Source organism: Natronomonas pharaonis DSM 2160, assembly GCF_000026045.1.
Lineage (GTDB): Archaea > Halobacteriota > Halobacteria > Halobacteriales > Haloarculaceae > Natronomonas > Natronomonas pharaonis.
Genome location: NC_007426.1, coordinates 2465937 through 2478258, shown reverse-complemented (window position 1 = coordinate 2478258; position 12322 = coordinate 2465937). Strand labels below are relative to the sequence as shown.

The window sequence follows — 12322 nt, the reverse complement described above, 5'->3', positions numbered from 1 at the left end:
GGGTTCCTAAATCGCTCGCTCGTATTCTAGCTCCGTCGCGACAGCCGCCGCGATATCAGCCCCGCAGTGGTCTTCGACGATGGCCAAAGCGAGGTCGAAGCCGGCCGTGATACCGCCGGCGGTGAGCACGTCCCCGTCGTCGACGAACCGGTCTGTTCGAAGATTCGCACCCGCGTCGCTGAGGTCCTCGTGGGCGGTGTGGTGAGTCGTCGCCGGCCGTCCGTCGAGCAGTCCTGCCTTCGCGAGGAGCATCGCTCCGGTACAGACCGACGCGACGGTGACGCCGTCCGCGTGGCGGTCGGCGATGAACTCCGGCACGACACCGCGCTCGTGCTCGCGTCGGACTCCCGGCGCGTCGCTGTCATTCCAGCCGCCCCCCGGAACCAAAAGCAGGTCCGCGTTATCGTCGGGATGGCCGTCCGTTCGAACACGGAGCCCGTTTCTGGCTTCGACCGCCGCGACCCCTTCGACAGTCACGAGCCGAGCGGCGATGTCACCGCCGTGACGCCCGGCGAGCCGCAACACCTCGTAGGGGCCGACCGCATCGAGTTCGTCAAACCCGTCAAAGAGCAGTATATCGACGTTCATGCGGGTGGTCCGGCTGCCCGACACATAGATGTTTTCGGAGGAGGAGACCACATTGAGCGCTGAGTCGAAATCAGGGCTTATGTAGTCGATTACCCGTACTCTACTTATGCGAGTCTCCAGCGGTGTCGCGGGTTTCGATGACCTCGTTGCGGGAGGGTTTCCGGTGGGGCGGCTCTACGTGCTGTCCGGTCCGCCGGGGAGCGGCAAGACGACCTTCTCGGCGCAGTTTCTGGTTGATGGCGCAAAGAACGGCGAGAGCTGCTTGTTTATTAGTATGCACGAGTCGCGGGCGGACATCGCTCACGACATGTCGGGATACGACATCGGCTTCGAGCAGGTCCTCGAGTCCGACCGGCTGACGTTCGTCGATGTCTTCTCCTCGGAGGGCAAGCGGCTCTTTCAGTCACCGGGAAAACACCGGGACGCGTCAGGACTCATCAACCGACTCACCGGCTTTATCGACTCGAACGATATCGACCGCGTCGTTGTCGACTCAACGATGCTGCTTGACCACTTCCTGAACGATGCCGAAAGCAACATCATCCAGTTTCTCACGTCATTGAAGCGGACTGACGCGACAGTGCTTTTGATATCCGAGATGACGGACCCTTCGGCCTACGCGGACGAACACTACCTCGCCCACGGCGTTGTCTTCTTGCACAACTTTCTGGAGGACGGGGGGATGCAGCGCGGCATACAGGTACTGAAGATGCGTGGAACAGCTATCGACACCGACATCCACGAGGTCTCGTTCGGCGACGACGGCCTCTCCGTCGGCGGTCGACGGCTCCAGACACACTGACCATGTACGAGAGCTACTTCGACGACGACGTCGACTACACTTCTGAGGCGGTGCTCGAACGTGCCTACGCCCTGGGCGTGGCGTCGGTCTGTGACACCCCTGGCAGTGAGGAATACGAGCGGCTCAAGGCGAACTCGCCGGACGCCTACGATGAGAGCATCCTCGAACTCGCCTACGAAGAAGGCCGTGCCCGGGCGCTGTCGCTGGAAGCCGACGACGAACCGGACGAGGAGATATGGGAGCGGCTTGTCGAACAAGAACTCGGTGACATCTCCGGTGACGACGACGCCGGGACCGACACGCCGGCCGACGGGCTGCCGGAGGCGCTTTCGAAGTCGCCGTTATCGGACGGACCGCCCGAGTCGCTTTCGTTGCCGTCGTTCCTCCGCCGGTAGTTCCGTCGCCGTCACGTGGCAAACTTCTTATCCGGTCGCGCGCCAAAGGGCATATCCCCAATGGCACGCGCGGAGGACACAGAGATAATTGACAAGTTCGAGCAGTTCTACCGCGACTACTACCGGGACGAGATTGGACAACTCGCCCAGAAATACCCCGAAGACCAGCGTTCGCTGTATATCGACTGGGACGACCTCTACCGGTTCGACGCCGACCTCGCAGACGACCTCGTCGCCCAACCCGACCAGATACGCGACTACGCCGAGGAGGCGTTGCGGCTCTATGACCTTCCGGTCGATGTCCAACTCGGGCGTGCCCACGTTCGCGTCCATAACCTCCAACAAACGACCGGCATTCGCGATATCCGTGCGCGCCACCGCGGCAACCTCGTTGAGGTGACCGGCATCGTCCGCAAGGCGACGGATGTCCGACCGAAAATCACCGAAGCCGCCTTCGAGTGCCAGCGCTGTGGCACCCTCACCCGTATCCCCCAAACCGCCGGCGACTTCCATGACCCCCACGAGTGTCAGGGCTGTGAACGACAGGGGCCCTTCGACATCAACTTCGACCAGTCGGAGTTCGTCGACGCCCAGAAAATCCGCGTCCAAGAATCTCCTGAGGGGCTTCGCGGCGGTGAAACCCCACAGAGCATCGATGTCCACATCGAGGACGACATCACCGGTAAGGTGACCGCCGGCGACCACGTCCGGGTGGCTGGGGTCCTCCACCTCGACCAGCAGGGCTCCGAGCAGGAGAAATCGCCCGTCTTCGACGTTTACATGGACGGCATGTCGGTCGAAATCGAAGACGAGCAGTTCGAAGACATGGACATCACAGACGAGGACAAGCAACGCATTATCGAACTCTCCAACGACGACGGTATCTACCAGCAGATGGTTGAGTCGATGGCCCCGTCGATCTACGGCTACGAACAGCAGAAACTGGCCATCATCATGCAGCTTTTCTCCGGCGTCACCAAGGACCTCCCTGACGGCTCTCGCATCCGGGGTGACCTCCATATGCTCCTGATCGGCGACCCCGGTACGGGGAAGTGCGTCGACGGAGATACGTCCGTAACGCTTGCAAGCGGCGACGAAAAGCCCATCAGAGATATCGTCGAATCGACCCTTGAGGACCCGACAGAAATCTCGGATGGGTTCTATCAGGAGTCGGATATCGACGTTCTCACCACCGACGGCGGGGCAGTTGCGCCCGGCCGTGCGACGAAGGTCTGGAAGCGACAAGCGCCCGAGAAGATGTATCGGATTCGGACCGAAAGCGGCCGGGAACTCGAAGTGACGCCGAGCCATCCGTTGTTCGTACAGTCCGAGGGAGGGCTTTCTCCGCTTGTCGCCGATGACCTCTCCGAGAATGATTTTGTTGCTGTCCCGCGTGCTCTTCCGGCAGATGACGGCGACGACTTCGGGCAGCATGTCGACGACCTCGGCTCCGTGACGGCTCGGAAAACAGCCGACGCGGAAGCGGTGCGAAGCGAGGACGCAGCCACGACCCCCGATGTCATCCCGAACGTCGGCGACCAGCTCCGCCGGATTCGGACGTCGCTGCGGCTGTCCCAGCACGACTGCGGTCTCCCGCGGTCGACCTACCAGCAGTACGAGCGCGGCGACCGGAACCCGAGCCGGTCTCGCCTGCAAACGGTACTGACTGCTTTCGAGCGCCGGATTGAACAGCTGTCGTCGCTTTCCGACCGCGTCGACGACGGCGATTCGGACGCTATCGCCGCCGCTCGCGACGAACTCAACCCTTCGCAGGCGTCGCTCGCATCCGGGATGGATGCCACACGGACCGCTATCGGCGACGACGAGCGAACCGAGGCCCGGCCGGACGGCGGTGCGGTCGCGGATGCAGAACGGGCCGTTGCCGATGCGCTCTGCCGGGCGCTCGCCGTGGCTGACGACGTCGAGCGGCTCCGCTCGCTCGCCGACGGTGATATCGGCTGGGACCGAATTGACTCTATCGAGCCCGTTGAACCAGAAGACGAGTGGGTTTACGACCTCGAAGTCGAATCGACACACAGCTACCTCTCGAACGACGTCGTCTCCCACAACTCACAGCTCCTACAGTATGTAAAAAACATTGCTCCGCGCTCGGTCTACACGTCCGGCAAGGGCTCTTCGAGCGCCGGTCTCACGGCCGCCGCCGTCCGCGACGACTTCGGCGAGGGCCAGCAATGGACGCTTGAAGCCGGTGCGCTCGTGCTTGCCGACCAGGGTATCGCCGCCGTCGACGAGCTTGACAAGATGCGCTCGGAAGACCAGTCGGCGATGCACCAGGCCCTCGAACAACAGGAAATCAGCGTCTCGAAGGCAGGCATCAACGCGACGCTGAAATCCCGGTGTTCGCTTCTGGCGGCCGCAAACCCGATACACGGTCGTTTCGACGAATACGAGCCGTTTGCCGAACAGATTGACCTTGACCCGCCGCTCATTTCGCGGTTCGACCTCATCTTTACAGTCACAGACCAGCCCGACGAGGAGGAGGACCGACAGCTCGCCGAACACATCATCGAGACGAACTACGCGGGCGAACTCCAGACTCACCGAACGAAAGCCGCGACCTCGAACGTCTCCCAAGAGCAGGTCGATTCGGTTACCGAAGATGTCGCGCCAGCTATCGACGACGAACTCCTCCGGAAGTACGTCGCCTACGCCAAGCGGAACTGCTATCCGACGATGACAGAGGAGGCAAAAGAGGCGATTCAGGAGTTCTACGTCGACCTACGGCTGGAGGGACAAAGCGAGGACAACCCGGTGCCGATTACCGCCCGAAAGCTGGAGGCGCTCGTCCGGCTGGCCGAAGCCAGCGCCCGCATCCGGCTTTCCGATACGGCGACCAAAGACGACGCCGAACGCGTTATCGAAATCGTCCGGTCGTCGCTGGAGGATGTCGGTGTCGACCCGGAGACAGGCGAACTCGACGCCGACATCATCGAGTCAGGGACCTCCAAGACCCAGCGCGACCGCATCAAGAACATCAAGTCGCTCATCAGCGAGGTCGAAACCGAGTACGACGAGGGTGCCCCTATCGATGTCGTTCTCGACCGCGCCGAGGAGATGGGGATGGACCGCTCGCAGGCCGAACACGAAATCGAAAAGCTGCGCCGTCAGGGCGACGTCTACGAACCGCAGACCGACCACCTGCGGACAGTGTGAATGGACCGAATCGCCGCGCTCCGACAGATCGAGTCGGCGCTTTCGGCTTTCGAGGCCGGCGAGGCGGACCTCGAAACCTGCGAGCGTCGCATCAGAGCCGCGGTCAGGACGTTCGCGACGGAGTTCGACGGCGAACGCTCCGCTTATCGGGCCGACACCGGGACCGTCGTTGTCGCCGCCTCAGAACGCGAGGCCCGCGAGCGCGTCCGGGAGCTGACCGACGCCGACGCCCCGACGGTCGAACGCATTGGAGAGCGTTGATTTTAAGAAATAAAGCGGCGCAGTAACGCTCGTGCTGCTGGTCGTGACGTATTCGACTGCCGCCCGGACATCGCTGCGGAACGTCTGCCGAACCCACGAGGAAAGCGTCATTCGCCGCTTCGGCCGTGCCGCGCTGCTGGCGGACACCCACCACGGGGCGTTTCTCGCCTTGCGGCTTCGCGAAAAGCACCCGGACGACGTACAGCTCGAACGGACGGAGCCGTTCAATGAGTTCCGCGACCTCCCAGCGTCGGTCAGAGAGGCCGCCGAAGCCTACGAGAACCGCACTGAGCCGGCGACCGCCTATGCGAAGTTCGCCGTCGATTCTCCGCATCCGTCGCCGGACGAACTCAAGCGACAGGAGCTGTGAGTCTCTACGACCACGTCGCGGTCATCGCGCCGGGAGTGACCCTCGACCGGCGGGCGGCGCTTGCTGCGGCTGCACGCTCGAACGGCCACAAAGCAAGCGTCGCCGACGATATCGAGAGGGCTCGTGAGCAACTGCAGTCGCTTTCGGCGTCCGTGCCGACCCGGGCGGCCGCCAGACGGCGAGTCGCTGAAACCGCCGACCGCCTCGAAGCCGAACGCGAGCGCGTCGCAACGCTCCGTGGCCGGCTTGAAGCCGGCGACGACGTAGCGGACACATACCGGCAGGCGATAGCCGACCTCTCTGAGGCCGAAACGGACCACGCAGCGGCCAAAGAGCGACTTGACGCCGCACGCGAGCGTGCTCGGGAGGCACGCGATGTCAGGCAACGGCGTCTGCGCTTGGAAGACGAACTCGGCAATCTCGAACGGGCCGCCCGGGCTGAGCTCGCCGAGGCGGTGCGTCCCGCGGCTGACGACGCGGTCGCGGCGCTACCGGGCTGTGGGGCGACGACGTTCGACGGTGCCGGCCCGGTTCCAGCGGCGCTGGCGCTCGCCCGCGTGGGCAGCCTCGAACGACCGCTGACGCTTGCGTGTCGCCACTTCGCCACATCGGGCGATGCCGAGGCGTGGCTCGGCGTCCCGGTCGTCTCGCTCCGACCGATGGTTTATCGCTGGTAACGCACAGAGGCTTCCCGTGCCGAGCATCGACGCCGAAACGCGACACATTGACGGCGTAACGTTCGTCGAGGGAGTCGTCCGCGCGGATGCCCCTCGCCGTGTTCAGCTCGTCGCCCGCTGTGATGGGCCAGTTTGGCCGCCCCGGCGGGAGGGAATCCCCACCGAGAACTGGGACGGCGACCGCGTAACCGTCGAAGCCGGTCCCGCGCCCGTCGGCATCGGCTTTGCGACGCCGGGCGATGTGTCCACGGAGCCGGTCGCCATTGTTGCTTCTGAACCGGTGGCCGACGAGCTTCCGACAGGTGTCGCGGCGTGGGTCCAGAACGTCGAGTCCCGTCTCGAAGCTGGCGAACGGCTCGCTGCGGCTGAAAGCCTCGACGAGGCGGCCAACGCTGTCGCCGCCGTGGGCGGGCTGTCTGCCGCCGAACAGTTGACCGATGCACTCGCCCGAGACCGCCGGTTGGCCTCGCAGTTGTCGATAGTGCCACCGGCGGTCTCCGAGCGGTTGGAGACTGTCGATATTCCGGTCGAGGCGTTCCGGACGCTCGCTCAGTCCCGGAGGTCGTGATACGTGCTCCGGACGGTGACAGCCGAGACACCAGCGACGTCGCCGGCTTCCGCCTGTGTCACGTCGTGGTCGTGTTCCTCGGCGGCGGTGTAGAGACACGCCGCTGCGACGCCGCTTGGGTCACGGCCGACGGCAAGCCCGGATTCCTCAGCGTCGGTCGCCAGCTCGCGGGCGGTTCGCTCGACGGCCGACGGCAGGCCGAGCTTCGAGGCGAAACGGGCGAGATACTCCGTCGGGGCTATCGGCCCTGTCGGAATGCCGAGTTCGCGGTTCAACGCGTCGTAGGCGACGGTGAGCTCATCGCGGGTGGCGCTGGCGGCGGCAACGATCTCATCGAGCGTTCTGGAGACCGATGCGGTCCGGCAGACGACGTAGACGGCGGCGGCAGCAAAGCCCTCGATGCAGCGTCCCTGCAGGAGGTCTTCGTTTTGTGCCGATTCGAAGAGGACGCAAGCGCGTTCCTGTAGCGCTTCGGGGAGCCCGAGCTGACCGATGAGTCGTCGGACTTCGATGAAGCCGTGCATCTGATTCCGTTCGCGCTTCGAGGAAACCTGCGCTCGGTTGTGCTGGCGGCGCATCCGTGCCACCCGCCGCCGCTTGCGGCCTTTCAGCCGCGTCGAGCGGCCGATTTCCGTCGATAGTCCGCGGTCGTGCCGCGAGCGGGTAAGCGGCGCGCCGCATCGCTCCGGGTTCGTTTCGTCGTCGCTGAACGACCGCCACTCGGGGCCGCGGTCGAGTTCGTCCTCGGCGACGACGAGTCCACACTCGTCGCAGACCGTCTCGGTGTCGGTGCTTCGGAGGCGGCCATCACACTCCGGGCACGCCTTTCGCGTCGCGGTGTACATCACACGAGGAGCTACGGCGGGATTGTATTTTAAAAAAGAGCTCGGAGCGGTGGAAACAGCACCCCGAGACACGAACGAGCCTACCGGTAACCGGTAGGCTTCACCTCCGTTGGGCCACTGTTCCGTCCGGAATACAATGATGTTTATTACGCATCGCGAACGGACTCCGATATATGGGTCTCGCCGACATCGCCTCGGGGCTCGAGGTGACGGCCGAACAGCAAGAGCGTGGTGTCGCAACGACCGACGCCACGGAGACGCCACTCGCTGAGCGGCTTGCCCCGTTCGCCGAGCGACTGCCGTGTTCGGCTACTGCGGCCGCGACGCTTGTCGAGGCGTATGCGGACGGCGCAAGCGTCGGCCGTGCGGCCGCTGTTGCTGAGCTGCCGAAGACGACTGCGGCGAAAGCGCTCTACTTGCTTGGCGAACCCATCGAGCCGGTGTCGCCGACGGCACGGCGCGTGCTGGAGGACTGGCTGGCCGGCGACCTTTCCCGAACTGAGGCAAAGCGACTGGCCGGCGTCGGTGACCGGGCGTTCGCGCTCGGTACGTACGTCGCTACCCACGAGCCGATAGCGGCGGCCGAGGCGGCCGTCGCCGACGAACTATCGGTGTCGTCGCCAGCGGACCCGCTTTCGGACACCCGCAGCGACCTCGGCGACCTCGTCTAGGGGACGAGCCGGTCCAGCACTCCCTCCGCTTCCGGCTCCGGAACCGAAGCTTCGGTGACGGTGTTTACGACATCGACAAGCGCCGGGTATCCGGGCGCGTCCTCGTCGCTTCCCGGCTTGTCGGCTTCGAATGGTGGCACCGTAACGTCCCCCTCCTCGTGTGCTGTCGCGTGTGTCACGACCGTCGCGTCCGGCTCCGCGCCGACATCGGCCAGCCGGTCCCGCATTCGTGGTACCGCGTCAGCCGCGCGGTCGGCGTCACAGACCACGGCGACAGCCTCAGCCGCGTTCACTGCGGCGACTGCTTGGTTGCCCGCCACCGGCGGAGTATCAACAAGCACGTAGTCGAATTGGCGAGCGGCGGCGTCAACCTGGTCTTCGAACGCTTCGGCTGCCTCGGGGCGTTTGGCCCGCGCGAACCGCTCGAAGGGCGCGCGGGCCGGACAGACCGCTAGCCGACCGGCGCCTTGCAGCTGCTGGTCGTACAGCGCGGCTTCGAGCCGCTCGTCGCCGAGACAGAGCGCTGTCACGTCGGTGTCGATGCGGCCGGAAACGTGGTCGGCTAGACCCTGCGTCGCGTACGCGGCGTCGAACACCGCGGTATCGTGGCCCGCTGACGCCAGCAGGTGGCCGCATTCGAGCGTGAGACGCGTCGTGCCGGCACCGCCGGTCGCTCCGACGAACGCCGCAGTCGTTCCGTTCATATTTGACTTTCCACTCGCTCTAGGTGAAAAATAGTGCGGTCGGAAATCGCCGCTCCGGTGTCAGTCGAGCCCCTCGGCGATGTCGTCAGCGATGGTGTCGAGCTCCTCGTCGCCCAGCTCCGGTGTCTTCCCGGCGACGCCGTGTATCGGGCCGCCCCCGTCGCCTTCGAAGCGGGGAACGATATGAACATGCAGATGCGGCACCTCTTGGCCTGCCTCCGGGCCGTCGTTGATGCCGATAGTCGTCGCGTCGGCATCGACGGCGTCTTGGACCGCCGGCGTCACCGTTCGAACGGTCTCGAAGACATCGGCCGAAAGCTCCGGCGGCAGGTCGCGGAGCCGCTCGTAGGGCTCTTTCGGGACGACGAGTGTGTGCCCCGGCGCAAGCGGGTTCGCATCAAGGAACGCCAGCGTGGTTTCGGTCTCGTGGACGATGCGGGCGGGGATGTCCCCGTCGATGATCTGCTCGAAGATGGTTCGGTCCGACATGGTCGACACATCGGCCGGCGGTTACATCAACGTTGACCCCGCGGCCCCGCCCCGAGCTCCGAGAGCGCCCGGCCGATGGCGTGCCGATACTCGTCGGCCTCGTAGCCGAGCCGCGACCGCCAGATGGCCTGATACGAGGGGTGCAACACCGGCAACAGCGGCGGAAGCCCGTCGGTCCGAATCGGCGTCAGCACGGCATCAAGAAACCCATCGAGCGTTCTGTCGGCCGCCGCCAGCAGGGTTTCGGTGGCGTGTCGCCCCGTCGGAACGACACACGCCGGCTCAATGGCGGTAAGCTCCTCAAGAAGGTACGGCCGGCAGTTGTCTCGCTCCTTGCTCGTTGGTTCGCGGTTCGACCCCTCGCCGTCGCTGGGGAAGCATTTGACGGCGTTGGTAAAATACAGCTCGTCGGGCGCGTACTCCAGCGACTCGAAGAGTTCCCGGATTCGGCGGCCGCTGTGCTGGGCGGTGTAGGACATGCCGGTGTAGTTGCCGCCCCGCCAGCGGTCGGCGTCGGGGTTGCCGGCTCCCGGCGCTTCGCCGACGATGACGAGCGTGGCGTCACTGGAGCCAACACCCCACGAGATTTCGGTTCGGCAGTCGGCGAGTTCGGGACACCGCTGGCAGTCGTCGGCGAGGGCGTTTCTGGCCGCCCGGTCGGGAAACGTCGGCATCAAGGGCATGTGGGGCTGTCCTCGCCCTGAGCGTTTCGACGAAATATATAACCGACATAATACAGCATATTATTGTAACGTCGAAATTAGCCGAAGGCTTATTCCCGTCGCTCCGTTTCGGTCGCATGCGAATGAGTAACGCACCCACCGATACCGACGACGGCGCTGACTCGCGTATCGACCCGCCGACGACGCCGCTCGACGACGGCCAGTACGGCCACCTCTCGCTTGATAACGGCGAGGTCGTCATCTACGACCGGGAGGAGCCGGAGATGTGGCTCCAGTCGGATTTCGCCGTCGACCTCGGCGCGTAGTGCTGGCTGAAGCTGTGTGGTTGCTTTCCTGAGACTCACCAGGGGTGTTTCTGCGGCTCTCGGTTGCACGTCCGACCGACGTTACGGGGACAACGATGGCATATCGGCTTTTTGCTCACCGATGGCCACGAGCGCGGAACAGTAGCTTTATCAGTCGCAGGGGAGGATATTCACGTCATTACTAAATGACGCAGAAACACCGACAACCGGAGGTGAACATCGGGCTGGTCGGCCACGTCGACCACGGAAAGACGACTCTTGTCGAGTCGCTTTCCGGTGAGTGGACCGACCAGCACTCCGAGGAGATGAAACGCGGCATCTCCATTCGCCTCGGCTACGCCGACGCGACGTTCCGGGAGTGTCCGGAACTCGACGAACCCGACCGGTACACCGTCGAGGAAACCTGTCCGGACGGCTCCGAAAGCGAGCATCTCCGGACGGTGTCCTTCGTCGACGCGCCGGGTCACGAAACGTTGATGGCGACGATGCTCTCGGGAGCGGCCATTATGGACGGTGCTGTGCTCGTTATTGCAGCCAACGAGCCGGTTCCGCGAGCCCAGACTGAAGAGCACCTGATGGCGCTGGATATCATCGGCATCGACAACATCGTCATCGCCCAGAACAAAATCGACCTGGTCGACCGCGAACAGGCACTCGACAACTACGAGGCCATCGAGGAGTTCGTCGACGGCACCGTCGCAGAAGACGCGCCGGTGGTCCCGATTTCCGCCCAGCAGGACGTGAACATGGACCTGCTGATGCAGACTATCGAATCCGAGATTCCGACCCCCGACCGGGACCCCGACGCTGACGCGCGCCTGCAGGTCGCTCGTTCGTTCGACATCAACCGACCGGGGACGACGTGGGAGGACCTGACCGGCGGCGTTCTCGGCGGTTCGCTCACGCAGGGACAGCTTGAGGCCGACGACGATATCGAAATCAAGCCCGGCCGCGAAATCGAGGAAGGCGGCCAGTCGGAGTACCAGCCCGTCGAGACGACGGTTCGGTCGCTACAGGCTGGCGGCGAGTTCGTCGACACCGTCACGCCCGGCGGTCTGCTCGGTGTCGGGACCGGCCTCGACCCCTCGCTGACGAAGGGCGACGCGCTGGCAGGTCAGGTCGCTGGCCCGCCGGGGTCGCTGCCGCCGACGCGGGAGTCGTTCACGATGGATGTCGAACTCCTCGACCGCGTCGTCGGCGAGGACGCCGAGGAGATAGAGCCGATATCGACCGGCGAGCCGCTAATGTTGACCGTCGGGACGGCAACCACTGTCGGCTCGGTTACGAGCGCTCGCGACGACGAGTGTGAGGTACAACTGAAACGACCGGTCTGTGCGCCCGACGGCTCGAAAATCGCTATCAACCGCCGCGTGGGCGCTCGCTGGCGGCTCATCGGCGTCGGAACGCTTCGGTGATGCGCGTGGTGCTCGATACGAACGCACTGATGGCTCCGGTCGAAGTCGGCGTCAGAACCTTCGCGGAACTCGACCGCCTGCTCGGCGAGTACGAGGCTGTCGTCCCACAGGCCGTCGTCGAGGAACTCGAATCCCTCTCGGGCGGCGGTGGCGAGGAGGCGACCGCCGCGAGTGTGGGTGCCGACCTTGCCGAACGGGAGTGTGCGGTCGTCGAGCACAACGCTGAGTACGCCGACGATGCCGTCGTCGAACTCGGCCGCGAGGCAGACTACGCGGTGACGAGCGATATGCCGCTCCGTGAGCGGCTGCTGGAAGCGAACGTTCCCGTAATTAGTTTACGGGGGCGAACCAAATTCGAAATCACTGAACCATAGC

At 64.6% G+C, this 12322-nt stretch carries 16 protein-coding genes; 11 read left to right on the top strand and 5 right to left on the bottom strand.

The genetic code is table 11. The features are described 5' to 3' along the window. Positions 1-6 precede the first annotated feature (6 nt). Positions 7-588 (bottom strand): DJ-1/PfpI family protein, encoded by a 582-nt coding sequence (locus tag NP_RS12585; protein WP_011324257.1) that lies wholly within the window; start codon positions 586-588, stop codon positions 7-9. A 106-nt stretch (positions 589-694) separates the two neighbouring features. Here NP_RS12585 and NP_RS12580 point away from each other — a divergent pair, with 106 nt between their 5' ends. Genes NP_RS12580 through NP_RS12550 form a run of 7 tightly spaced genes read left to right on the top strand, consistent with a single transcriptional unit; the run spans position 695 to position 6835 of the window. Next, on the top strand, positions 695-1390 hold the full coding sequence (locus tag NP_RS12580; RefSeq protein ID WP_011324256.1) for an RAD55 family ATPase: 696 nt from the start codon (positions 695-697) through the stop codon (positions 1388-1390). Between the two features lie 2 nt (positions 1391-1392). Continuing rightward, a complete protein-coding gene (locus NP_RS12575) occupies positions 1393-1785 on the top strand; it encodes a hypothetical protein (RefSeq protein ID WP_011324255.1) in 393 nt (130 codons plus the stop codon). Between the two features lie 60 nt (positions 1786-1845). Further along, the gene (locus NP_RS14225; RefSeq protein ID WP_011324254.1) at positions 1846-4959 is read left to right on the top strand and encodes an ATP-binding protein; all 3114 of its coding nucleotides are present in this window, start codon (positions 1846-1848) and stop codon (positions 4957-4959) included. After that, complete coding sequence (locus NP_RS12565) at positions 4960-5220, top strand: DUF7854 family protein (RefSeq protein ID WP_011324253.1); 261 nt, start codon at positions 4960-4962, stop codon at positions 5218-5220. It begins immediately after the preceding gene. Positions 5221-5251: 31 nt separating this feature from the next. After that, complete coding sequence (locus tag NP_RS12560) at positions 5252-5590, top strand: DUF7855 family protein (protein ID WP_011324252.1); 339 nt, start codon at positions 5252-5254, stop codon at positions 5588-5590. After that, entirely contained in the window at positions 5587-6267 is a 681-nt protein-coding gene (locus tag NP_RS12555; RefSeq protein WP_011324251.1) for a DUF7856 family protein, read from the top strand. Before NP_RS12560 ends, NP_RS12555 begins: the two co-directional genes overlap by 4 nt. A 16-nt stretch (positions 6268-6283) precedes the next feature. Beyond that, positions 6284-6835: a DUF7857 domain-containing protein gene (locus NP_RS12550; protein ID WP_011324250.1), complete on the top strand. Its 552-nt coding sequence runs from the start codon at positions 6284-6286 to the stop codon at positions 6833-6835. On the opposite strand, the gene NP_RS12545 is transcribed toward NP_RS12550, so the two are convergent. Continuing rightward, the gene (locus tag NP_RS12545; protein ID WP_011324249.1) at positions 6817-7680 is read right to left on the bottom strand and encodes a transcription initiation factor IIB; all 864 of its coding nucleotides are present in this window, start codon (positions 7678-7680) and stop codon (positions 6817-6819) included. The genes NP_RS12550 and NP_RS12545 overlap by 19 nt on opposite strands. 173 nt (positions 7681-7853) lie before the next feature. Here NP_RS12545 and NP_RS12540 point away from each other — a divergent pair, with 173 nt between their 5' ends. Continuing rightward, on the top strand, positions 7854-8351 hold the full coding sequence (locus NP_RS12540; protein ID WP_011324248.1) for a DUF7858 family protein: 498 nt from the start codon (positions 7854-7856) through the stop codon (positions 8349-8351). On the opposite strand, the gene NP_RS12535 is transcribed toward NP_RS12540, so the two are convergent. Genes NP_RS12535 through NP_RS12525 form a run of 3 tightly spaced genes read right to left on the bottom strand, consistent with a single transcriptional unit; the run spans position 8348 to position 10218 of the window. Continuing rightward, positions 8348-9055, bottom strand: coding sequence for an AAA family ATPase (locus NP_RS12535; protein ID WP_011324247.1), 708 nt, complete (start codon positions 9053-9055; stop codon positions 8348-8350). The two genes, NP_RS12540 and NP_RS12535, sit on opposite strands and share 4 nt — an antisense overlap. A 60-nt stretch (positions 9056-9115) precedes the next feature. Beyond that, on the bottom strand, positions 9116-9544 hold the full coding sequence (locus NP_RS12530; RefSeq protein WP_011324246.1) for an HIT family protein: 429 nt from the start codon (positions 9542-9544) through the stop codon (positions 9116-9118). Positions 9545-9570: 26 nt separating this feature from the next. Further along, positions 9571-10218, bottom strand: coding sequence for a uracil-DNA glycosylase (locus tag NP_RS12525; RefSeq protein ID WP_049939886.1), 648 nt, complete (start codon positions 10216-10218; stop codon positions 9571-9573). 131 nt (positions 10219-10349) lie between these two features. On the opposite strand from NP_RS12525, the gene NP_RS12520 reads away from it, so the two are divergent. From NP_RS12520 to NP_RS12510, 3 genes are all read left to right on the top strand, one after another. Continuing rightward, the gene (locus NP_RS12520; RefSeq protein ID WP_049939741.1) at positions 10350-10532 is read left to right on the top strand and encodes a DUF7331 family protein; all 183 of its coding nucleotides are present in this window, start codon (positions 10350-10352) and stop codon (positions 10530-10532) included. Between the two features lie 185 nt (positions 10533-10717). After that, positions 10718-11947: a translation initiation factor IF-2 subunit gamma gene (locus NP_RS12515; RefSeq protein ID WP_011324243.1), complete on the top strand. Its 1230-nt coding sequence runs from the start codon at positions 10718-10720 to the stop codon at positions 11945-11947. Beyond that, positions 11947-12321, top strand: coding sequence for a PIN domain-containing protein (locus NP_RS12510; RefSeq protein WP_011324242.1), 375 nt, complete (start codon positions 11947-11949; stop codon positions 12319-12321). Before NP_RS12515 ends, NP_RS12510 begins: the two co-directional genes overlap by 1 nt. Position 12322: the final 1 nt, after the last annotated feature.